Raw genomic sequence first — 21,486 nt, 5'->3', positions numbered from 1 at the left:
AAGTTCACATGCTTCGCCAAATACCTAAAGCGAATGATTAAACACTTTATAAGTTAGTTCAATGATGAATTGGCATTTATAGGAAAATAAAAAACATTGTTCAAATAGATTCGACATTCTCATACATTCCCAATACAGATAAATTCAGCGCCAAACAATAGAATTTTCCTATCAAACATTTTGGGAATGACGCATGAATAACTATAGAAAAACGTTACTGGCACTGCCTTTGATTATTTTAGCTGGGTGTAATTCAAGTTCTAGTTCAGGTAAAGCGACGACTAAAGCTCAAGTGAAACCTAAGGCGGATTACGTATTTTCGTCAGTGAAATTAGGCAAGTTGTATCAAGAACGAGAAGAGCTTCAAGAGTCAATGAAACTGACCTATGGCGGTGTGCAGTATGACCAAATTCAATTTGCTGAAGACATCAGTGAGAAGCAAAAAGTAGTAAGGCTTGCGAGCCGCTTAGGTCAAAGTGTTGACTTGTATTTTCCTGATGCAGGGTTTGATAGCTGCGGTATCTACACAGAGAGCAAGGGTTTGGACGTGTTTGATTGCGGCGCGGCGCTACGTTCTGTTTCTAATGAGACCACGTTAATTCAAACAACAACGAACAGTACAAAAGCGGTTGAGCTCGAATTCCAAAATGAGTTGTCGCAATACGTGACGAGCTTGGGTTCGACGATTCTGAGTAAAACCAAAAAGGGTAACAAGGTCACCATCACCACTTCGTTTGCTTTCAATGCCTTTTATCGCGATGTGCTCAAAGAGACTGGCGCTGTTGAGCGAATTCAATCGACTTTGGGTGCATCCACCTATTCTCAGCTTTTTGATATCGTAAAATTGTACCCAAGCAGCGAGATGACGTTGAAATTCACCAATCATATCGGTGGCAGCGCTGATGACGAGATCAACATGTACACCGGACGCATGATCCACCACAACAAGATGACCACAATCGTTACTGCTACGGGGTCGGTGTTCTCGGGAGGCACGGATCTGTTCGCTGCCGGTAACCCACGAGTTCTGCAACGCGCTGATACCACCAAAGCTATTGAGTTGAATAAGCAGGTGGGTGTGCATAGCTGGGCTGACGGGGATAAAACGGCTAAAGAATTCCCATACACCAATGAGAGTCATCGCCAACAAGCGACTTATTTTAAAAAGGTGATGGGAGACAAAGGAATAGACTTCTACATCTTCACTTTAGATTCTGCCCCCGCTTCTGGTGAACATTGGATGACGAAAGCCGACTCGGATAAATATGGTTTTATTACACGCATTGAGTAGCTTAGGCTTGTAATAACATAAGAAACGACTTGATAAGGTTGGTGATGACGTTGTTGTCACCAATCTTTTTTGTTCATTTTTTGATTCGTTACCTGTGTTGATTGTGGATTTCCTGCCCTTAAATTTCAGTATAAAAGTTCCTTGATACTACCTTTTTCCACTCTCTCCCAAAAAAGTTTCTACACGGACTCTCACTGGTTGATTATTGAACTTTTTAAGCAAAACATTTGACCATTAACTATCACACCTCAAATCTTTAATTGATTTCATTAGTGCCCTAAATGATATTTAACCGATTGTTTTTAATTGGTTTTTTGATTTTTGAATGCTGTATTGTTACGATTTTGTTTTAAATAATCATTTGAACCCTAACTAAATTTCTGTCATTTTATATTTAACTGAACGTTCAATAAAAAATAAAAGGACTAAGAAATGCCGAAGGTTGGGATGCCTGACATACGTAAACCACAGCTTGTTCAAGCGACCATGACGGTGATTGATCGAGTCGGTTTGCATGCCGCGAGTATTGCGTTGATCAGCAAAGAAGCGGGAGTCTCTACCGGCATCATTAATCACTATTTTGGTGGCAAACACGGCCTGCTCGAAGAGACCATGCGTGAAATCCTTCGCCAACTGTCCAATACCATTACCACCGCGCTCAAAGCGCTCCCTGCTGACGCTCACCAGCAGAGGATTAATGCCATCATCGACGGTAACTTTGAAGGTTACCAAGCAGAAAATAAGGTGGCTAAGACGTGGTTGGCATTCTGGTCGTATTCGATGCATGACCAAAAGCTAAAAAGACTCCAGCGCGTGAATGAAAGACGTTTGCTCTCGCATTTACGCCTTGAATTGAAAGGTATTTTGAATCATGAACAGGCAGATCTCGTTGCTCACGGGATCGCGTCTCTGATTGATGGTTTGTGGCTGAGAGGCACACTAAACCCAGATGGTATCGATGCTCAGAAGGCGCGCGCCATCATCAACGATTACCTTGATAAACAACTGACGTTCTACTCGTGCAGTACCAAATAGAACGCAGTGTTAGAACTAGAACAACCAATGCTTACACCCAACATTCAAACTAGACCAGTAGAGTCTAATAACAATAATTAAGTCAGAATCTCAAATGGAAATGAACTCGTTATACATTGATGGCGCAGCAGTCAAAGCTACGTCTGGTGAAACCTTTGATAGCATCAATCCGGCAAACGGCGAACCGATCGCCACGCTAGGCCAAGCCTCTGCAGCGGATGTGGATAGCGCGATTGAATCCGCGAAGCGTGGCTTTGCGGTATGGTCAGCAATGACAGCGGTAGAGCGCAGTCGTATTCTTTTGAAGGCCGTTGAAATCCTTAGGGCTCGAAACAATGACCTTGCGAACCTTGAGGTTGTTGATACGGGCAAGCCGCTGCAAGAAGCAATTGAAGTGGATGTGGCCTCTGGCGCTGATGTTATTGAGTACTTTGCTGGCCTTGCTCCAACCCTACAAGGCGACCAACAACCGCTGAGCGAATCTCAATTTTTCTACACTCGCCGCGAACCGCTGGGCATCTGTGCTGGCATTGGCGCGTGGAACTACCCAATTCAAATCGCGATGTGGAAATCAGCTCCGGCGCTTGCTGCGGGTAACTCGATGATTTTCAAACCTTCAGAAGAAACGCCGCTAACCGCGCTCAAACTTGCGGAGATCTTTACCGAAGCTGGTCTTCCTGATGGCGTGTTCAACGTGGTTCAGGGTGACTACCGTGTGGGTCAAATGCTAACGGCGCACCCAGACATCGCGAAAGTCTCTTTCACGGGTGAAACCGGTACCGGTAAAGCCGTGATGGCTGACAGCGCTAAAACGCTGAAATCAGTCACTATGGAGCTAGGTGGCAAGTCACCAATGATCGTGTTTGATGATGCGAAATTGGATGATGCAGTTTCTGCTTCGATGGTCGCAAACTTCTACACTCAAGGCGAAGTGTGCACCAATGGTACTCGTGTTTATGTACATGAAAATATCTACAACGACTTCATCGACCAACTTAAAACACGCACTGAGAAGCTGATCATTGGTAACCCAATGGACATGGAAACTCAGATTGGCGCGTTGATTTCTAAAGAACATCTTTCAAAAGTCCTTGAAGCGATTGAGCTAGCTAAACAGTCGGGTGCCACCCTGCTGACGGGCGGCTATCAAGTGACGGATAACGGCTTAGCAAACGGCAACTTTGTTATTCCTACGGTATTCACCGATTGCCATGACGACATGCCTCACGTTCAGCAAGAAATTTTCGGTCCTGTTATGTCGGTGTTGAAGTTCACTGATGAAGACGATGTGATTCGCCGTGCTAACGATACTCAATACGGCCTTGCTGCTGGCGTATTCACGCAAAACCTTTCTCGCGCTCACCGCGTTATTCACCAAATGCAAGCGGGTATTTGCTGGGTTAACACGTGGGGTGACTCGCCGGCAGAAATGCCTGTTGGTGGCTACAAACTTTCGGGTATTGGTCGTGAAAATGGACCAGAGACTCTACTTCACTATACGCAGACTAAGAGCATTCTTATCGAACTTGGCGATTACGCCAGCCCTTATGCCTAACGCGTAACACTCAATTTAATGGGCTAGCTTAAAGTAGCTAGCTCCACTGACTCACCTCAGGGAATAGATAACATGGAACAACGCTACGATTATATTATCGTCGGCGCGGGTTCGGCCGGCTGTGTGTTAGCGGATAGGCTAACAGAAAGCGGTGAACATAGCGTTTTATTACTGGAAGCTGGTGGTACGGATAAGAGCATTTTTATCCAGATGCCGACCGCGCTTTCTTACCCAATGAATACTGAAAAGTACGCTTGGCAATTTGAAACAGAGAAAGAGCCAGGTCTTGATGGACGAGAACTGCACTGTCCACGTGGCAAGGTGTTAGGTGGAAGCTCATCGATCAACGGCATGGTTTATGTGCGTGGCCACGCTTGTGACTTCGATCAGTGGGAAGAAGAGGGGGCAGCGGGTTGGAATTACCAAGCGTGTTTGCCTTACTTCCGCCGTGCTGAATCGTGGAATAAAGGTGGTGATGAATACCGTGGTGACAACGGCCCTGTAGGTACATGTAACGGCAACGATATGAAGCTTAACCCGCTTTACCAAGCCTTTATCGATGCAGGTAAAGATGCCGGTTATCCAGAAACTCAAGATTACAACGGCTACCAGCAAGAAGGCTTCGGCACCATGCATATGACGGTAGACAAGGGTGTTAGAGCCTCAACTTCTAACGCTTATCTACGCCGTGCATTGAAGCGTTCAAACCTTACCTTGATGAAGGGCATCGTGGCGCGCCGTTTCTTACTTGAAGCACAAAACTCAACAGGCCAATCAGGCTTGAAAGCCGTTGGTGTCGAGTTTGAAAAGTCAGGCAATACCCAAGTCGCGGTAGCGAACAAAGAAGTGATCTCCTCTGCGGGCTCTATCGGTTCTGTTCAACTGCTACAACTTTCTGGTATCGGCCCGAAAACGGTACTTGAGAAGGCAGGCGTTGAGTTGAAACACGAGCTGAATGGTGTGGGTGAAAACCTTCAAGACCACCTAGAAGTTTACTTCCAATATCACTGTAACGAACCTATCACGCTCAACAGCAAGCTTGGCTTGGTGAGCAAGGGCATGATTGGTGCGGAATGGATTCTGACTCGTAAAGGCTTGGGTGCAACCAATCATTTTGAATCGTGTGCGTTTATTCGTTCTCGCAAAGGATTGAAGTGGCCAAATATTCAATACCACTTCCTACCTGCGGCCATGCGTTATGACGGCCAAGCGGCCTTTGATGGCCACGGTTTCCAAGTACACGTTGGACCTAACAAGCCAGAGAGCCGCGGTACGGTGGCGATCACTTCTGATGATCCGCATGCCAAGCCAGAGATCACTTTCAACTACATCTCGACTGAGCAAGACCGCCAAGATTGGCGCGATTGTATTCGTCTGACTCGCGAAATTCTGTCGCAACCTGCGATGGATTTTTACCGTGGTGAAGAGATTCAGCCGGGTCTAAACATTACTTCCGATGAAGCGATTGATGAGTGGGTTAAGCAGAACGTTGAAAGTGCTTATCACCCTTCTTGTGGCTGCAAAATGGGTTCAGATAACGACCCAATGGCAGTGCTTGATGAAGAGTGTCGTGTTCGTGGCATTGATAATCTGCGTGTCGTCGACTCATCTGTTTTCCCAACCATTCCAAACGGAAACTTAAACGCGCCAACCATCATGGTGGCTGAGCGCGCTTCCGATTTGATTTTGGGTAAACCCATGCTTAAAGAGCAGGACGTGCCAGTGTGGATTGCACCGGAATGGGAAGAAAAACAAAGAATCAATAAGCCAGTGAGAGAAGCTTAAGCCTCTGTTACTGCTTAAAAACAATAAAAATAGTAACACCAATCATAAGTCAAAAGTCAGCAGTACTGCCGCTATCCATTGAGATAGAGCAGCAAAAGGAAAGATCAAAAGGAACCATTATGACGACTCTAAATATTCAGAACGTGGCGACAAAAACGTTAACAACACTCGCTATCAGCTCATTTGCATTTGCGGCTAACGCTTCTGTTGAGCCACAGCAATGTGAAAACGTGCGCTTTGCCGATGTCGGTTGGACAGACATCACAGCAACGACGGCAGTCACTTCTGAGTTACTGAAAGGTCTTGGCTACAAAACCAAAACAGACCTGCTTTCAGTACCCGTAACTTACTCTTCTATGGCCAATGGCGACATTGATGTATTCCTAGGTAACTGGATGCCAACCATGGAAGGCGATATTGCTAAATATCGTGAAGCGGGCACCGTTGAAACCGTTCGTGCCAACCTTGAAGGTGCGAAATACACGCTCGCTGTACCTAAGTACGTGTACGACGCCGGTGTGAAAAGCTTCGCAGATCTAGCAACACATGCCGACAAATTTAAAGACCGCATCTACGGCATTGAGCCTGGTAACGATGGTAACCGCCTAATCCAATCGATGATCGACTCTGACGCCTTCGGTCTAAAAGATTTCAGCCTAGTTGAATCAAGCGAAGCAGGCATGGTGTCGCAAGTATCACGTGCAGCGCGTCGCAGCCAATGGATCGTTTACCTTGGTTGGGCACCGCACCCAATGAATAGCAATGTTGAGATGGAATACCTATCTGGTGGTGACGACTTCTTCGGCCCGAACTACGGTGGCGCAAATGTTTACACCAATGTTCGTTCAAACTACCTGTCTGAGTGTTCAAACGTCGGTCAGCTTCTACAGAACTTAGAGTTCACTCTAGAGATGGAAAACCAGCTGATGGAAGAGATTCTGAACCAGAATGTGAAGCCTGAAAAAGCGGCGCAACAATGGCTGAACAACAATCCACAACAAGTGGAAGCTTGGTTAGACAACGTAAAAACGCATAAAGGCGAATCAGCGACTCAAGCAGTTACTGAATACCTAAAACAAGTTAAAGCTTAGTTCTACCTATCTCAACAGCTACATAAATAATAAAGGTGGGCTTGCCAATGTATCGATTGGTTTGAAGTAGCCCACCCATAATAAAAGGCAATATTGTGAATTTTATTACGGAAAACAAAATCCCTGTCGGACAATGGATGGAAGCTGGTGTTGACTGGTTAACAATCAACGCAGCAGGCTTTTTTGATGCTATTTCTATCTTTTTAGAAACCGTTATTCTGTTTTTAGTCGATGTATTTAAATGGATGCCGCCTGCGTTGCCAATCGTGATTACCGCAGCGATTGCTTGGTATTTACACCGTAAATTGTCGCTGGTGATCTTCGTTGTCGCGGCGCTTCTGACCATCCTCAACCTTGGCTATTGGCAAGAAATGCTGGAAACCTTTGTTCTCGTCTTTGCGGCGACAACGATTTCCGTATTAATTGGCGTTCCGGTTGGCATCATGGCAGCACACCGCCCTTGGCTGTACACGTTACTGCGCCCAATCCTCGATTTAATGCAGACGGTACCAACGTTTGTGTACCTTATCCCGACCTTGGTTCTATTTGGCTTAGGCATCGTTCCGGGCCTAATCTCGACCATTATTTTTGCTATCGCCGCGCCAATACGCTTGACCTATCTGGGTGTGACTAAAGTACCTGAAGAGTTGATTGAAGCAGGTAAAGCCTTTGGTGCTAGCCGCATGAAGTTGCTACTCAAAGTGGAACTGCCGGCGGCTCTACCAAGCATTATGGCAGGTGTTACTCAGTGCATCATGTTGTCGCTTTCGATGGTGGTTATCGCCGCTCTTGTCGGTGCTGACGGACTTGGTAAACCTGTTGTTCGTGCATTGAACACAGTGAACATCTCACAAGGTTTTGAAGCAGGACTGGCGATTGTATTAGTCGCTATCATTCTTGATCGCTTGTGCAAAACACCAAACCAGAAGGAGGCTTAATCATGTCTAGCTCTCAGGAAAAAAAGACAATGGACGCGATTACCATTAAAAACCTTGATGTCGTTTTTGGTGATAAGTCGAAGCAAGCGCTTGAGCTACTCGACCAAGGTAAAACTCGCCAAGAGATCATTGATGAAACTGGCCAAGTTGTTGGCGTAGATAATGTCTCTTTAACGGTTGAAGAAGGCGAGATCTGCGTGTTGATGGGCTTATCGGGCTCGGGTAAATCTTCATTGCTTCGTGCCGTGAATGGTTTAAACGAGATCAGCCGTGGTTCATTGGCAATCAAAGATGGCGATAAGCTGGTGGATCTAGGTGAGCAGTGCGACGAAGCGACACTGCGTCATCTACGTACTCACCGTGTTTCTATGGTGTTCCAAAAGTTCGCCTTAATGCCTTGGTTAACCGTGTTAGATAACGTGGCGTTTGGTCTAGAAATGCAAGGTGTCGCCAAAGATGTTCGTCGTGCAAAGGCGCGTGAACAGCTTGAAATGGTTGGCCTCGCTGAGTGGGAAACGAAATTCCCACATGAGCTTTCTGGTGGTATGCAGCAACGTGTCGGTTTGGCGCGTGCCTTTGCCATGGATACTGACATTCTACTAATGGACGAGCCGTTCTCGGCGCTTGACCCATTGATTCGTGCTCAGCTTCAAGATGAGCTGATTACACTGCAAAGCAAGCTAAACAAAACCATTCTGTTCGTGAGCCACGACCTTGATGAAGCGCTGAAGATTGGTAATAACATCGCGATCATGGAGTCTGGCAAACTGATCCAACACGGTAAGCCGGAAGAGATCGTACTGACGCCGAAAACGGAATATGTAAAAGACTTTGTTGCTCACACCAACCCGTTGAATGTACTTAAAGGTCGTTCTTTGATGCAGCCTCTTGATTCACTGACGCAAGAGAATGAAAGCTGGAAGATTTGCGATTCTAAAGATCTCTGGATTGAACAGAGTGAAGGTGCTTTATCGGTAAAAGGTGAGTCGACGTTGGCACTGGTTGAGTGGAGTGAGTCTGATGACTTAACGGCTATCAACGCATCGAGTGTCGTGGTCACAAGCCCCGAAATCGGTATGCGTGATGCGATTAAGCTCAAGCAGATCAGTAACCATCCGATTTTGCTGGTTGAAGACAATCAATTGGTTGGGATCTTGGATAACAGCGAGTTCTACAACGCGCTGACAGGTAATTTTCAACTAAACAATGCTGCTTAATCTTTTGAACTAAAATAGTCAGATGTCGAAACATTAAATAGGTAGTGAGGCCATCACAATCTCTCTACCTATTTGACTGCTCTGCTTTTTTATTTGTTAACGACTTCTGGCTTTTTGTTATCTTGTTAGCCGATATAAGAGCGAAAATCGTGACTCATTGAGCAAAAGTGTTGCCCTGCGCAAATTCAGAGGCATAGAAAAGATTGAGAATAGTATGAACATCAGTACAATGCGGAAAAATTAATGACGTAATTTATCAATTTACAGTGTAATTCGAGCGGTCCTGACTCCGATTTCATGAAAGCTCTTCGCTTCGACGCTGTAAAACCACTCACAGTATATTAGTACAAAGGTCTGCATCTTGGACAAACATGACGAAATCCTGGTCGCTATTCGACAAATTATTCGCGCTATCGATTTACACTCGAAGAAGCTGAGTAAAGAGTATGGTTTGACTGGCCCTCAATTAATTCTAATGAGAGCAATCCAAGAAATGGGTAATGTGACGATCAAAGAATTGTCGAATCACACCAATGTAAGCCAAGCCACAACCACGACGATCATCGATCGCCTAGAGTTGAATGGTTACGTACAACGTATCCGTAGTGTTGCTGACCGTCGTAAAGTGCATGCGAACTTGACGGAAAAAGGCCAAGAGCTGCTAAACAATGCGCCACCGCCGCTGCAAGATAACTTCGTTAAAAAATTCCAAAACCTAGAGCCGTGGGAGCAAAGCCTACTGCTTTCTTCGATGCAACGCGTGTCGTCGATGATGAATGCAGAAGACATCGACGCTGCACCAGTTCTACAGCTTGAAGGCATTGCCAACGTTGCTAAGAGCTAGTTAACTAGTTGGATTAATTGTTTAAAAACAATGCATTAAGATAACATTTAATGGTCGCTTTAAGCGGCCATTTTTGATCCTGCTACCCCCCATTTATCTGGTTATATCAGCCTGATTTGTCTTTTCTTTATCTTTTTCTTCTTCCCACTTTTTCAAATTTACTACCTGTTATTTATTCAATATCTAGCCACTTCTTTCAGACAGCATTGACGATTCTCTGACAAAATAACACTAGACCGACCGGTTTGTTTTGTATTATTGTGTGTCTCTCTTAACCACGAGGTGATGTATGAAACATGAATTGACGGCTACACAAATGACAGTGACGTTGAAGAGTATGCAGGAAGCTTTTGCAGATGATCCGATGCCCACTGTGCCGGTGAGAATAGAACAGTTGCTTGCGCTGAAATCTGCTCTTATCGATTACACAGACCGTTTGTGTGTCGCGGTAAGTGAGGACTATGGTCACCGCAGTCGACAAGATACTTTGATGGCCGACATACTTCCTTGCTTAGGAAATATTGATCACACCATCGAGTGTTTGCCGCATTGGTCGACATCTTCCATTCGCCACTCAGGCCCTTTGCTTTCAACTTCGCGTGTTGAAGTGGTTTATCAGCCTAAAGGCGTAGTGGGGATCATTGCCCCGTGGAATTTCCCTATCATGTTGTCGGTTGGCCCGCTCATTTCAGCCTTGGCGGCAGGTAATCGAGCCATGATCAAAATGAGTGAATTTACGCCAGCAACCAATGACGTTTTAAGACAGTTATTGGATGAAGTTTTCAATGTCGATGAGGTGTGCTTGGTTGAAGGTGAGGTTGAAATTGCTGCTGCGTTTTCCGCGTTGCCGTTTGATCACCTTCTGTTTACGGGTTCAACCCAAGTGGGTCGTCAAGTGATGAAATCAGCGGCTGACACGTTAACTCCCGTCACTCTTGAACTTGGTGGCAAGTCGCCAGTTATCGTGGCAGAAGACATGCCGATCGATATTGCGGTCGAGCGAATCATTTACGGAAAAAGCCTCAATAACGGTCAAGTATGCGTTGCGCCTGACTACGTATTGCTGCCTGAAGATAAGCTCGAAGGTTTTATTAAGGAATATAAAAAACAGTACCAACTGCTGTTTGATGAAGGGGTCTATTCCGAGAATTTGACGTCCCTAATTAACCCTCGCCAATGCGACCGTATCGTGGGTTTGTTGAATGAAGAACAACAAGCAGGAACGCGAACCGTGGCCTGCCATGACGACGCGATGGACTTAGATTGCCAACGACTGGTGACGCATCTGATTGTAGAGCCAAGCCTGTCATCCAAGGTGATGAACGAAGAGATTTTCGGCCCGCTATTACCGTTGATTACGTATCGCAATATTGAAGAGGCGTTCCAAATCATCAATAGCAAACCAAGGCCTTTGGCGCTGTATCTGATGAGTTTTGATTTGAGTTTACAGTCTCAGGTTAAGCACCAAGTTCATTCCGGTGGAATGTGTATCAATGACTGTGTTTTCCATTTAGCCGTTGATGACGCGCCATTTGGTGGTATAGGCGAGTCAGGTCAGGGCAATTATCACGGCAAAGAAGGATTTGTCACCTTCTCTCACGCTAAAACCGTCTTGGAAACAGGCTTAGATCACCGCGTTAAGCATCTGTTTGCAAAAGAAGACAACGAATTAAAAACAGCAGTGATGAGCATGCTTGGTAAGTAAATCATTTCTGTCATTACGTTATTCATTATTAAGAAGTTATTTTTAGAGGTTATTTTATGTTGGAACGCTTTTTTGAACGAACCATGAAATCGTATTTGATGATTACTGGATTCTTAACCGCCACTGCTTTTTCCACCTTCTTGGCACCGGATTGGAGTATGCAGACTCTGTTTTCTTACAACGATACGATGATGGAAAATAAAGAGTATCTGTTGGGTACTTACCAGCACTGGGGTGTGATGGTTGGCTGTATTGGTGTGTTGCTGATGTTTTCGGCCAAGTACAAATCGCTGCGCACTTCGACCATGATTTACAGCGCATTTGAGAAGTCGATGTTTGTTGGCATCTTCTTATACAACGTTTGCATTAATGACTATGAGTGGTTCTATGGTTGGAGTGGTGTGTTTGCGCTCGATGCGTTTGTGACCGTCTACTCTTTGGTTTATCTCTACTACTATCTCAACCGAGACAAAACAAAGGTACCCGCTCACTTGCGTTAACCTCTGTCGTTCAGCTCGCTGAATCTAATATTCCTAAGCCCGCATTTGCGGGCTTTTTCGTTTTCGACAAATGATCCTCAACGATCTTAATTGACATATCTTTGACATTTACAGTCTAGACCGACCGGTTTGTATTGGTTATTGTTTAGTCATCAAACATAAACGAGGTAAACACCATGACTACCAATAACTTTAACTTTCAACTGAAAACCATTGTTCACGCTCAAGAGAACGGCATCGAAAATATCCCTTCTCTGTTTGCTCGCTTAGGTGCAAAAAGAGTCGTGCTTTTTTCTGACAAAGGTTTGGAGTCTTTAGGCTTTGTTGAGCAATTCTCAGCGTTGTTTGCAAACCAGACGGTGAATCCAGAAGCAAATCAACAAACGACTCAGCTCGTTGGTGTGTACACAGATATTGCGCCAGACGCGACTTGCGACAACATCAACGCTGCGATTGAGTTTGCTAACAATTTGAATGCAGACGCTATTTTGTCTGTCGGTGGAGGCAGTGTGATTGATGCTTCTAAGGGCGTGAAATACGCACTCCATAAGCAGATTGATGATATCCGTACTGTGATTGCTGGTGGTGGCTTTATGGAAGTGTGGCCAAACAATGAAGACATTCGAGTGCCTCATATTGCCGTACCAACAACAGCGGGTACGGGCGCTGAAGCTTCTCCGATTGCCGTTTTTTACAACGAGCATGAAAACATCAAGGCAAGCTTAGTGGCGTCTGGTTTAGAGGCTGACATTGCGATTCTTGATCCGACTGTCACCACCAAGCTGCCTGCTCACCTTACTCGCTCAACCGCAATGGATGCATTAACGCACGCTGTTGAGGCCATTGTTTCTCCAATGAGCAATGCCTTTACCGATGCTTATGGCATTCAGGCTGCAAAACTGATTGTTGAAAACTTACCCGTGGCACTTAGAGAACCAGAAAACCTAACGGCACGTGGCAATCTTCTTCAGGCGAGCACCATGGCGATTTCTGCATTTTATTCATCGCTAGGTGGCATCCCTATCCATAACTGCGCCCATGCCTTTGGTGCGATTAGCCATATCCCGCATGGCGATGCCAACACGGTACTGATGCCGGTTGTGATTGAAGCCCTGCCGGAATTCTATATGCCGAACGCAATTAAATTGGCTCAAGCATTCTCGCTAGAGAGCACTGGAACGGACGAGATGATTTACCAACGAGTGTTGGATTTCTTACACAACTTCCAAACCCAAGTTGGTGCGATGAAGCGTTTCAGTAGCTGGGAATTTGATGACCAGGAGAAGCGCAATATTGCTCAAGCGATTGAGAAAGATATCTGCTTCCAGTTCTACCCAATCTCAAAACAAACGATTGAACAGATTATAGAAAAATCAATTTAGTCGTCTGATTAAGCATCCAAAAACTCACTGTAAATCGAGGACTAATTATGAAGATTGAAAACGTATTGCTATCGAGCTTGTGCATCATCGCGCCATTCCTACTTTTCACCTAATTCAAGCGACAGGGACGTTGTGACCTTTATTCCTGAGGAGGAAATAAATGTTCAATAAACGTTTAACTACCGCGATTCTGACTGGTGTTTTGGCTGCTGTGTTTTTTGCCAAGACAAGTGTTGGAAGCGAAAGCTCCACGGCTTTGTCTGAACAGCACCGAGATGTCGTTCAGGTGTTGGATGAAGCCTATGAAGGACACTCTGAAGCACAACTTGCTCTCGCTTATCGGTATTTGAGCGGTGATGGTGTTGAGCAGAATGACCAGAAAGCGGCGGAGTGGTTTGAAACCGCAGCCAGTGCCGGTAGCCCTGAAGCTCAAACACAACTTGGCCTAATGTACTTCTCTGGAAGTGGCGTCCAGGTTAGCCAAGCGGAAGCTGTCACCTGGATCGGTTTGGCAGCCGCTCAAGATTATGACCCTGCGCTCGACTTATTACATTGGATGTCCCAAGCCGCGCACTAACTCAGATTAGTCACAGAAAAAGTTAATCATAGAAAAATTATTCACAGCTATTGGAGACGTCTTATGCAGACATTCAAGAAATCCCTAGTATTCACCGCGATGGCAGCCGCAAGTAGCGCCGCCTTCGCCGCCGAATCAGACAAGCCGAACATCGTTGTTATTGTCGGTGATGATGTTGGCTTTGCTGATACCCAGCCTTATGGTTCAGAAGTCGAAACACCGAACTTGATGGCGTTGGCTGAAGAGGGGGTGAAATTCACCAACTTTCATGCATCACCGACCTCATCAGTCACTCGGTCAATGATGTTAACTGGAGCGAACAGCCACGAGGTTGGGCTAGGTACCTTTGATTATGCTGTCTATCCGGGTGCGATTGGTAAGCCGGGTTATGAAGGTTACCTGACCAAGAAGGGCGTAACCGTGGCTACATTGCTCAAAGAAAATGGCTACAACACGTATTTATCGGGTAAATGGCATTTAGGTCATGATGATGGGTTCCTGCCTGATGACCGAGGTTTTTCGGAGAGTTACGGTATTTTAGCGGGCGGTTCAAATCACTTTAACCGCGACATGATGTTCCCAGCCAAAAACGCGGCTACCGCTGAAGCGCTTCAAAAAGGCGACATTCCCGGCGTTGAAGTTGAGCCGACCTACAGAAACGGTGAAGTGGTTGAGGACAAATACAAAGGCGAGTACTCCGACCAAGCTTACACCAACGAACTCATCAAGATGATCGATGGTAAGAAAGACGACGGTAAGCCTTTCTTCGCTTATCTTCCTTTCACTGCCATACACCTTCCGTTGCAAGCGCCAGAGTCGGCGTATCAAGATAAGGTCGACTACTACGTCGAGCATGGTTGGGATTCGATTCGCGAAGACCGCTTTGAACGCATGAAGGAGATGGGCGTCATTCCTAAAGACGCCGATATCTCAAGTCGTAATGCACTAAGTCGCCCTTGGGACTCTTTGTCTGATAAAGAACAAGAGTGGTATGGCAAGAAGATGGCAGTCGCGATGGGCATGATGGAGATGCAAGACCAACAAGTCGGTCAGGTTGTCGATTACCTAAAAGAGATTGGGGAATACGACAATACCTACATCATGTATCTGGCAGACAACGGCCCTGAAGCCGCGGACATTACCGGTGAAAATATCAGTGATTTGATCCGAACGTGGACAGCGCATCATTTCGACAACTCGACGGAAAACTTAGGGAAAGCTAACTCCAGCGTTTCATTGGGCCCTGAGTGGGCAAGTGCATCAACTGGCGGTTTGTCTTGGTATAAAGCGTACACGGCTGAAGGCGGTATTCGAGTGCCGTTTATCGTTAAGCCTGCGAAAGCGCTCTTAGAGGGCGATCAAGCACTGCAACCTGGAACCCAAACCGATGACTTGTCACAAGTAAAAGACATCGCAGCCACCATTCTTGAAATCGCCGATGTAGAACATCCAGGAACGGAATACCAAGGCCGAGAAGTAGCACCGATGAGTGGTGTGAGCTTGCTGCCTTACTTTAAGGGCGAAACTACAGAGGTTCACAATGCCGATAATACGATTCCATTTGAGTTGTTTGGTAGCGGCATTTTGCTCAAAGGGGATTACAAGATCATCCGAATCTCTACAGGCATGGGCGGTGACAGTGAATGGCATCTTTACAACACTAAACAGGATCCGGCTGAGCAGCATGACTTAAGAAACCAAATGCCAGACTTGTTCCTAGAGATGGTTGCTGAGTATCAAGAGTACGAAAAAGCGCAAAACATTGTGCCAGTTGATGAAGCGTGGAACCCGTTTGAGAACGTGAAATAGAGGAAACAAACCACTCGGCCAACCTAGTGCTATCAAGCTTAGTTGGCCGATGAACACCGTGTAAAGGAATTACGAATTGTTTTGGCGAATACAATAACTTTTACATCGAGGAATTCTTCATGACGACCTTATCACTATCAAACCTGAGTTCGGTTCCGCAATTTAACGGCAAGGCGCACAGCAAGCTTCAAGCGTTGGCAAAACCCATTGGTGCCGTGTGCAATATCAGTTGTACTTACTGTTATTACTTAGAGAAACAGCAGTTGCTTGAATACCCAAAAGGATCTCAGTACGTGATGGATGAAGCGCTGTTAGAGCTGTATATCAAGCAGTATATTGAGGGGCAGAATACGCCAGAGATTATCTTTTCTTGGCATGGTGGAGAGCCAACTCTGCTCGGCATTGAGTATTTTGAAAGGGTCGTGGCGTTACAGAAAAAATATTGCCCAAGCCACAGCAAGATCAGCAATGACCTTCAAACCAATGGCACCTTGTTGAATGATGATTGGTGTGAGTTCTTCAAGAAGAATGATTTTATCATCGGTGTGAGCATTGATGGCCCAGAATACTTACACAATCATTATCGAACCAACCGCGCAGGCAAGGGCACTTTTTCTCAAACCATTCGCGGAATCGGTTATTTAAAAAAACATAACGTTGAGTTTGCGACCTTAACCTGTGTGAATGATGTGACAGGAAAATACCCGTTAGAGGTTTATCGTTTTCTGCGTGACGAAGTGGGTTCAAAGCAGTTGCAGTTTATTCCTGTGGTGGATAAGCGCGAGGCTCATACCAATAATCAATGGTTGAGCAACCAACAAGCGATAATTCCTGTTTCTGGTGAAGTTGAGCCTTGGAGCGTGGGTTCTACGCAATGGGGAGAGTTTCTTACGACGGTTTTTGACGAGTGGTTCGAACACGATTTTGGCCGAGTACTTGTGCCTTACTTTGAAAACTTCGTTGGTGTTTGGATGGGAAGAGACAGTACCATGTGCACCTTGAGTGAGATCTGCGGAAAGGGGTTAGCGGTTGAACCTAATGGTGATGTGTATTCATGCGATCACTACGTCTTTCCTGAGTTTCAGTTGGGCAATATTCATGAGAAGCCGCTATCGATGCTGGCGTTTTCACCCGCTCAGCAAACCTTTGGATTCGCGAAGCAAAAGTCACTACCTAAACAGTGCCAAACTTGTGAGTTTAAATTTGCTTGTCATGGTGAGTGCCCCAAGAATCGAATTATCAACAGTCGTGATGGCGAAGCCGGACTAAATTACCTATGTGGAGGGTGGCTCAAATTCTTTCAACATATCGATCCTGTGCTCAATGCTTTGCTAAAAGCCAATAACATCGCGCCACGGATGGGATAAGCGAATCGATCACGTGATAAGTAAAAGCCTAGGTAGAAAACGAATGAGCCTGAAAAGCAAAAGGCTCGCCATATAAAGCGAGCCTCTTAGTTTGTAAGAACTGGTTAATCTTTTGAACTCATCGCAAGCAATGTCTCTTCCATGGCATTGTTCAGAATCGAACGGTTGCGCTGCATCGCTGCCATTAGCGTAGAGCCTAGCCATAAGCCATAAAGCGTGCGAGATAGTGTTTCAGGTTCTGCGATATTGAAATCACCCGCTTCATTGCCTTCTTCGAATAGCTGAGCCATACGTAGAATGATCTTCTCTGCACCCTCAGCCATGGTCGATTGTAACGGATTAGCAGACCCAGACACTTCACCAGCTAGCTTGACCACAAGACATTGGATATTGAAGTCTTGAGTTAATTTCGATGCACACCAGAATTCGAAGTACGTTTTAACGCGGTCCCGACGAGATAGAGTCTCATCACTCAAAAAGTCATCAAGCTTAATTAGGTGATCATCAAAGTAGTTGGCTAGAAGGATCTCGCCAAAGTGCTCTTTGGATTTGAAGTAGTGGTAAAAAGAACCTTTGGTCCCTTCGGCTTGGTTGATGATTTTCATCAGACCAACGCCAGCAAATCCGTGTTCATTAATAAGGCTAAACCCTGCATCGAGCATAGCTTGTCGCATGTCTTTCATTGGTCTTACTCTTTATGCCGAGAATGATGATTAGTGTAGCGAGATGCATACCAACCGTCCAGTCTAGAGCGTTAGGGTTTAGCCTATAATTGCCCGTTTCGTCAAAATGGCTTTATCTTCTATTTAGCCCTCTAAGCAACAAAACTTTTTTCAAAACAGGCGCGTTCTAATAACAGGAAATACCCTGCTTAAACTGCCAGTTTGGGGTCTTAAAATGGCTAAATTGGGGTGCTTTAACTTGCTGTTTTTATTGGTTTTTAATTTGATGTTTTCTGAAGATCACAATGGTAGTCTTAGCTTAATTTCTTTAGGGGGCTAAATGGACACCAATAACAGCACTTATCATCAACACAGTTTTGCTCATCAAGATCTGTCTGAAATGACATTTACCGCATGCACTTTTATTCGATGCGACTTTAGGCGCTCAAACTTACGCGATGCAACGTTTATCAATTGTAAGTTCATCGAGCAAGGTGATATCGAGGGCTGTCACTTCGATGTTGCAGATTTGCGTGATGCAAGTTTTCAGAATTGTCAGCTCGCCATGGCCAATTTCAGTAACGCCAATTGCTACGGTATTGAGTTACGCGAATGTGATTTGAAAGGCGCCAACTTTACGCGAACAAACTTTGCTAATCAGGTGAGCAATCGCATGTATTTTTGCTCAGCGTATATTACGGGTTGTAACCTGTCTTACGCCAACTTTGAACAGGCCTGCTTAGAAAAGTGTGAGTTGTTTGAAAATCGCTGGATAGGCACCTATCTTGTCGGTGCATCACTGAAAGAGTCGGATCTCAGCCGCGGTGTATTCTCGGAAGATGTGTGGGGGCAGTTCAGCATGCAAGGCGCAAACTTGTGCCATGCTGAATTAGACGGTTTAGACCCTCGTAAGGTCGATACATCTGGCATTAAAATTGTGGCTTGGCAGCAAGAGCAACTGCTTGAAACTATGGGCATTGTTGTTATGCCCGATTAATAGAGTGGGTGGAGCTAGGAAAGCGAATAGTGAAGAGTGTTGTTTTGTATGACTAACGCTTGTTACACTATAGCCTCGCGGCTGCACATGTTTATATTCAGTTCAATCCAGAGAAAATTATGACTATAGAAAATGTGCTTCCTGAAGATTACGCAGAAATGCTTAAGGTTTGGGAAAATTCAGTCCGAGCAACTCATGACTTTATTACAGAAGAAGATATTGAGTTTTTTAAACCTATCATCATGGAACATGCGTTCCCTGCGGTTTCTCTGAAATGCGTTAAAAATGAAAGTGGTTCGATTGTTGGCTTTGTGGGTGTCCATGATGCAAAAGTCGAGATGCTTTTCGTTTTGAATGAAGTTCGAGGGCAAGGAGTAGGTACGGTGTTGTTGCAGCATGCGATTGAGCAGCTAGCAGCCACCAAAGTTGACGTAAATGAGCAAAACCCACAAGCGGTAGGTTTCTATCTGCACATGGGGTTCAAAATTGAATCACGCTCTCCACTTGATGACATGGGAAAACCATTTCCAATTCTGCATATGACGCTGTAAGACTCGGTTGTCGTATCACCCGGTTGTAATCAACCACAGTCGCTAGAAGAAAAGCCCAAAGCTAATAACTTTGGGCTTTTCCGTATCTGGTAGCCAGCATTTTATAATGAAATTAAAAAAGAGAATGCTCGGCGAATATCTGGATGATTAATGCATACCTGAACGCATCTTATCGGCCATTGCAAAAAACATAAATAATACAAAGCATACAAGCGCGACACACAGTGAGGCGATGATGGTTGTGGCATCTTTGGAAATCAGTGGCACGACGATAGAAGCTAACGCTATCAACATAACAAGGATATGAACGATTCGTCCGGGAATTGGGTTTTTATGACAGAATGAAGCCCATAGGTAACGCATTTTTAACACCAGTATAAAATTAGTGGGTTTATTCTATTTCTCTAGTGAGTGTTTTGTAAATAACTTTTTCGCTACAGGTGACTGTAAACATGATCTAAGTCCCCATGTTATAAAACTGATTAAATAACATGAAGTTATCGCTCGTTGATAGAGTTGGTATTATCTATATGATTATTCATACTATTCCGTATCTTTGAAAATGATAAGTCAAAAATTGTTCGATTTTTGGTTTCTTGACTGAGGATCTCATTTATTGAGTCTTCTATTAAGAGACTTTTTGCGTATTACCATTCATGCTTTCAATGTCAGTTAGGTTGGTATTTGATTTGAATCGTAATTCGGTTTACTTTATTTATCGGAGCGATTTTTCTGAATTGGGATCACTGTAATCTTGTCTAAGATTCTGTTTGATATACTCAATATTCACTCGATAAAGATGATGGAGATGACATGTCGAAAACCGCGAAGATCATTAATGAAGATAAGCTGGTAAAAAAAGCAGTTGAAGTCGGTTTTAAGATGGCAAAACTACAAGGTTTTGATTTGCCGAATTCATCTCAACCGATAAAGGTTAAAGCGGTGTACTTGTTCCTTGTTGAAGTCAATCAGATCACCCCTCTCCCGGAGAGTAAGCTTGATGGGGCCAATATCAAGAAGCGACTAGCGTTATGGATACACAATGCATTACCCGATAACGACCCTCTAAAGTAAGCCGACAATATCTCGTTTTTATTATTGAAACCTAGTGACTATTCGCTAGGTTTTTTGTTTTATGGAGTGGTCATTTATTATTTGAGCGTCAGCTAACGTTCTAAGTGTGGTCAATCGTATTCTCTATGTTCTGCTTGCTGTTATGCCAGATGCGAGCGGTGTTCATTCTACGTAAAACGGCGTGTTACTTGCTCCGTTGAATAGGGGTAGCGATCTGTTAGTTACGGTAACTTGACAGCTTAGAGCTTACCAACAAGTATTAAGTTGATGATTTTAAACTCGTAATCCATAGGTTTGCCGATGTTGAATGCTTTAGGGCGTAGGTGTGGATATTCATTCTGACGTTCAATATGACTGGACTTGATAAATAGCGAGGGAATACCTCTTATGATGTCTTTACTGTTTCTATTATTACTGGTGGCGATGTTATGCGCTTTTTTCGAAAAGAAGACCGCAGCTTATGGTTTTTTTGCGGGCTCCGTGATCCTAGGGTTGTATTGGTTTAATCACCATGCGACTGATTCATTACCCATCTTATTGTAAGGAGCTAACATGAATCGAAATCAGTTAACGCTCCTAAATACGCTTGGTCTACTCGGCATGACAGCTGTGCTGCTGATAGGTTTTATCCTTCAGTTTGTGCTTAATGAGCTTCCTTGTCCGCTGTGTTTATTGCAACGTATCGGCTTTGTGATGGTTGCGTTTGGTTTTATGTTGAATGTGGTTTACGGACCTCAATCTCGGCGCTATGGCATTGTTTTGATTGGCGCTTTATACGGTGTTGCCACTTCGCTAAGACAGGTCTCATTACATGTGATTCCAGGTACGCCCGGCTATGGTAGTCCTATCTTTGGGATGCACTACTACACATGGGCTTTCGTATTATTTGCTGCGACCATATTGGCGGTTGCCGTCATCCTAATATTGACTAACAAAGAGCAGTCTCAAGAAGTTTATAAGATGAGTAACTTGGGGCGTGTGGCGTGCTTGTTAGCCATCGTCGTAGTTGCACTCAATGCTATCGCTACCTTTGTTGAGTGTGGGCCTTATCAGTGCCCTGATAACCCTGTCAGTTATTGGTTGCTCAACTAATTGACTCGTCAGTT

At 44.9% G+C, this 21,486-nt stretch carries 21 protein-coding genes; 19 read left to right on the top strand and 2 right to left on the bottom strand.

Annotated elements, in window-relative coordinates; all coding sequences use genetic code 11:
* The first annotated feature begins 193 nt into the window (after window positions 1-193).
* From FLM53_RS23855 to FLM53_RS23790, 14 genes are all read left to right on the top strand, one after another.
* Window positions 194-1,291 carry an alpha/beta hydrolase gene (locus FLM53_RS23855; RefSeq protein WP_176679113.1) on the top strand — a complete coding sequence of 366 codons (1,098 nt, stop codon included), beginning with the start codon at window positions 194-196 and terminating at the stop codon, window positions 1,289-1,291.
* 432 nt (window positions 1,292-1,723) lie between these two features.
* Window positions 1,724-2,326 (top strand): transcriptional regulator BetI, encoded by a 603-nt coding sequence (betI, locus tag FLM53_RS23850; RefSeq protein WP_176679114.1) that lies wholly within the window; start codon window positions 1,724-1,726, stop codon window positions 2,324-2,326.
* A gap of 94 nt (window positions 2,327-2,420) precedes the next feature.
* A complete protein-coding gene (gene betB, locus FLM53_RS23845; RefSeq protein ID WP_176679115.1) occupies window positions 2,421-3,881 on the top strand; it encodes a betaine-aldehyde dehydrogenase in 1,461 nt (486 codons plus the stop codon).
* A 72-nt stretch (window positions 3,882-3,953) separates the two neighbouring features.
* Window positions 3,954-5,666 carry a choline dehydrogenase gene (gene betA / locus FLM53_RS23840; RefSeq protein WP_176679116.1) on the top strand — a complete coding sequence of 571 codons (1,713 nt, stop codon included), beginning with the start codon at window positions 3,954-3,956 and terminating at the stop codon, window positions 5,664-5,666.
* A gap of 119 nt (window positions 5,667-5,785) precedes the next feature.
* Complete coding sequence (locus FLM53_RS23835; RefSeq protein WP_176679117.1) at window positions 5,786-6,757, top strand: choline ABC transporter substrate-binding protein; 972 nt, start codon at window positions 5,786-5,788, stop codon at window positions 6,755-6,757.
* Between the two features lie 95 nt (window positions 6,758-6,852).
* Window positions 6,853-7,695, top strand: a complete 843-nt coding sequence (gene choW / locus FLM53_RS23830) for a choline ABC transporter permease subunit (protein ID WP_004736863.1) — start codon at window positions 6,853-6,855, stop codon at window positions 7,693-7,695.
* A 2-nt stretch (window positions 7,696-7,697) separates the two neighbouring features.
* The gene (gene choV, locus FLM53_RS23825) at window positions 7,698-8,912 is read left to right on the top strand and encodes a choline ABC transporter ATP-binding protein (protein WP_176679118.1); all 1,215 of its coding nucleotides are present in this window, start codon (window positions 7,698-7,700) and stop codon (window positions 8,910-8,912) included.
* Between the two features lie 361 nt (window positions 8,913-9,273).
* The gene (locus tag FLM53_RS23820) at window positions 9,274-9,756 is read left to right on the top strand and encodes a MarR family winged helix-turn-helix transcriptional regulator (RefSeq protein WP_017632044.1); all 483 of its coding nucleotides are present in this window, start codon (window positions 9,274-9,276) and stop codon (window positions 9,754-9,756) included.
* A 289-nt stretch (window positions 9,757-10,045) separates the two neighbouring features.
* On the top strand, window positions 10,046-11,461 hold the full coding sequence (locus FLM53_RS23815; protein WP_176679119.1) for a coniferyl aldehyde dehydrogenase: 1,416 nt from the start codon (window positions 10,046-10,048) through the stop codon (window positions 11,459-11,461).
* A 56-nt stretch (window positions 11,462-11,517) separates the two neighbouring features.
* The gene (locus FLM53_RS23810; RefSeq protein ID WP_048664473.1) at window positions 11,518-11,961 is read left to right on the top strand and encodes a hypothetical protein; all 444 of its coding nucleotides are present in this window, start codon (window positions 11,518-11,520) and stop codon (window positions 11,959-11,961) included.
* Between the two features lie 176 nt (window positions 11,962-12,137).
* Entirely contained in the window at window positions 12,138-13,343 is a 1,206-nt protein-coding gene (locus FLM53_RS23805; RefSeq protein ID WP_176679120.1) for an iron-containing alcohol dehydrogenase, read from the top strand.
* Between the two features lie 160 nt (window positions 13,344-13,503).
* Window positions 13,504-13,920, top strand: a complete 417-nt coding sequence (locus FLM53_RS23800) for a tetratricopeptide repeat protein (RefSeq protein ID WP_176679121.1) — start codon at window positions 13,504-13,506, stop codon at window positions 13,918-13,920.
* Window positions 13,921-13,983: 63 nt separating this feature from the next.
* Window positions 13,984-15,729, top strand: coding sequence for an arylsulfatase (locus FLM53_RS23795; protein WP_176679122.1), 1,746 nt, complete (start codon window positions 13,984-13,986; stop codon window positions 15,727-15,729).
* A 119-nt stretch (window positions 15,730-15,848) separates the two neighbouring features.
* Window positions 15,849-17,096 (top strand): anaerobic sulfatase maturase, encoded by a 1,248-nt coding sequence (locus FLM53_RS23790; protein ID WP_176679123.1) that lies wholly within the window; start codon window positions 15,849-15,851, stop codon window positions 17,094-17,096.
* A 104-nt stretch (window positions 17,097-17,200) separates the two neighbouring features.
* Here FLM53_RS23790 and FLM53_RS23785 read toward each other — a convergent pair whose 3' ends face one another.
* Window positions 17,201-17,779, bottom strand: coding sequence for a TetR/AcrR family transcriptional regulator (locus FLM53_RS23785; RefSeq protein WP_176679124.1), 579 nt, complete (start codon window positions 17,777-17,779; stop codon window positions 17,201-17,203).
* Between the two features lie 319 nt (window positions 17,780-18,098).
* On the opposite strand from FLM53_RS23785, the gene FLM53_RS23780 reads away from it, so the two are divergent.
* Together FLM53_RS23780 and FLM53_RS23775 are read left to right on the top strand one after the other, a co-directional pair.
* Window positions 18,099-18,755 carry a QnrS family quinolone resistance pentapeptide repeat protein gene (locus tag FLM53_RS23780; RefSeq protein ID WP_176679125.1) on the top strand — a complete coding sequence of 219 codons (657 nt, stop codon included), beginning with the start codon at window positions 18,099-18,101 and terminating at the stop codon, window positions 18,753-18,755.
* A 119-nt stretch (window positions 18,756-18,874) separates the two neighbouring features.
* Entirely contained in the window at window positions 18,875-19,306 is a 432-nt protein-coding gene (locus FLM53_RS23775; protein ID WP_176679126.1) for a GNAT family N-acetyltransferase, read from the top strand.
* 147 nt (window positions 19,307-19,453) lie between these two features.
* Here FLM53_RS23775 and FLM53_RS23770 read toward each other — a convergent pair whose 3' ends face one another.
* Window positions 19,454-19,669, bottom strand: a complete 216-nt coding sequence (locus FLM53_RS23770; RefSeq protein ID WP_176679127.1) for a hypothetical protein — start codon at window positions 19,667-19,669, stop codon at window positions 19,454-19,456.
* Between the two features lie 450 nt (window positions 19,670-20,119).
* Here FLM53_RS23770 and FLM53_RS23765 point away from each other — a divergent pair, with 450 nt between their 5' ends.
* The 3 genes from FLM53_RS23765 (at window position 20,120) to FLM53_RS23760 (ending at window position 21,472) form a co-directional block, all read left to right on the top strand.
* The gene (locus FLM53_RS23765) at window positions 20,120-20,380 is read left to right on the top strand and encodes a DUF5062 family protein (RefSeq protein WP_176679128.1); all 261 of its coding nucleotides are present in this window, start codon (window positions 20,120-20,122) and stop codon (window positions 20,378-20,380) included.
* 387 nt (window positions 20,381-20,767) lie between these two features.
* On the top strand, window positions 20,768-20,923 hold the full coding sequence (locus tag FLM53_RS24115; protein WP_162884309.1) for a DUF5993 family protein: 156 nt from the start codon (window positions 20,768-20,770) through the stop codon (window positions 20,921-20,923).
* 9 nt (window positions 20,924-20,932) lie between these two features.
* On the top strand, window positions 20,933-21,472 hold the full coding sequence (locus FLM53_RS23760; RefSeq protein WP_176679129.1) for a disulfide bond formation protein B: 540 nt from the start codon (window positions 20,933-20,935) through the stop codon (window positions 21,470-21,472).
* The last annotated feature ends 14 nt before the right edge of the window (window positions 21,473-21,486 follow it).

The organism is Vibrio sp. Scap24, assembly GCF_013394185.1.
Taxonomy (GTDB): domain Bacteria; phylum Pseudomonadota; class Gammaproteobacteria; order Enterobacterales; family Vibrionaceae; genus Vibrio; species Vibrio pomeroyi.
The sequence above is the reverse complement of the archived record's forward strand: the minus strand, read 5'-3'. Positions and strand labels throughout refer to the sequence as shown.

What these genes read in the sequence shown, in the direction of transcription:
- FLM53_RS23805 (WP_176679120.1), top strand. Translation starts at nt 12,138, where the DNA reads ATGACTACCAATAACTTTAACTTTCAACTGAAAACCATTGTTCACGCT.
- betI (WP_176679114.1), top strand. Translation starts at nt 1,724, where the DNA reads ATGCCGAAGGTTGGGATGCCTGACATACGTAAACCACAGCTTGTTCAA.
- FLM53_RS23765 (WP_176679128.1), top strand. Translation starts at nt 20,120, where the DNA reads ATGTCGAAAACCGCGAAGATCATTAATGAAGATAAGCTGGTAAAAAAA.
- betA (WP_176679116.1), top strand. Translation starts at nt 3,954, where the DNA reads ATGGAACAACGCTACGATTATATTATCGTCGGCGCGGGTTCGGCCGGC.
- FLM53_RS23815 (WP_176679119.1), top strand. Translation starts at nt 10,046, where the DNA reads ATGAAACATGAATTGACGGCTACACAAATGACAGTGACGTTGAAGAGT.
- FLM53_RS23790 (WP_176679123.1), top strand. Translation starts at nt 15,849, where the DNA reads ATGACGACCTTATCACTATCAAACCTGAGTTCGGTTCCGCAATTTAAC.
- FLM53_RS23810 (WP_048664473.1), top strand. Translation starts at nt 11,518, where the DNA reads ATGTTGGAACGCTTTTTTGAACGAACCATGAAATCGTATTTGATGATT.
- FLM53_RS23800 (WP_176679121.1), top strand. Translation starts at nt 13,504, where the DNA reads ATGTTCAATAAACGTTTAACTACCGCGATTCTGACTGGTGTTTTGGCT.
- choV (WP_176679118.1), top strand. Translation starts at nt 7,698, where the DNA reads ATGTCTAGCTCTCAGGAAAAAAAGACAATGGACGCGATTACCATTAAA.
- FLM53_RS23835 (WP_176679117.1), top strand. Translation starts at nt 5,786, where the DNA reads ATGACGACTCTAAATATTCAGAACGTGGCGACAAAAACGTTAACAACA.
- FLM53_RS24115 (WP_162884309.1), top strand. Translation starts at nt 20,768, where the DNA reads ATGATGTCTTTACTGTTTCTATTATTACTGGTGGCGATGTTATGCGCT.
- FLM53_RS23795 (WP_176679122.1), top strand. Translation starts at nt 13,984, where the DNA reads ATGCAGACATTCAAGAAATCCCTAGTATTCACCGCGATGGCAGCCGCA.
- FLM53_RS23780 (WP_176679125.1), top strand. Translation starts at nt 18,099, where the DNA reads ATGGACACCAATAACAGCACTTATCATCAACACAGTTTTGCTCATCAA.
- FLM53_RS23855 (WP_176679113.1), top strand. Translation starts at nt 194, where the DNA reads ATGAATAACTATAGAAAAACGTTACTGGCACTGCCTTTGATTATTTTA.
- FLM53_RS23785 (WP_176679124.1), bottom strand. Translation starts at nt 17,779, where the DNA reads ATGAAAGACATGCGACAAGCTATGCTCGATGCAGGGTTTAGCCTTATT.
- FLM53_RS23770 (WP_176679127.1), bottom strand. Translation starts at nt 19,669, where the DNA reads ATGCGTTACCTATGGGCTTCATTCTGTCATAAAAACCCAATTCCCGGA.
- FLM53_RS23760 (WP_176679129.1), top strand. Translation starts at nt 20,933, where the DNA reads ATGAATCGAAATCAGTTAACGCTCCTAAATACGCTTGGTCTACTCGGC.
- betB (WP_176679115.1), top strand. Translation starts at nt 2,421, where the DNA reads ATGGAAATGAACTCGTTATACATTGATGGCGCAGCAGTCAAAGCTACG.
- FLM53_RS23775 (WP_176679126.1), top strand. Translation starts at nt 18,875, where the DNA reads ATGACTATAGAAAATGTGCTTCCTGAAGATTACGCAGAAATGCTTAAG.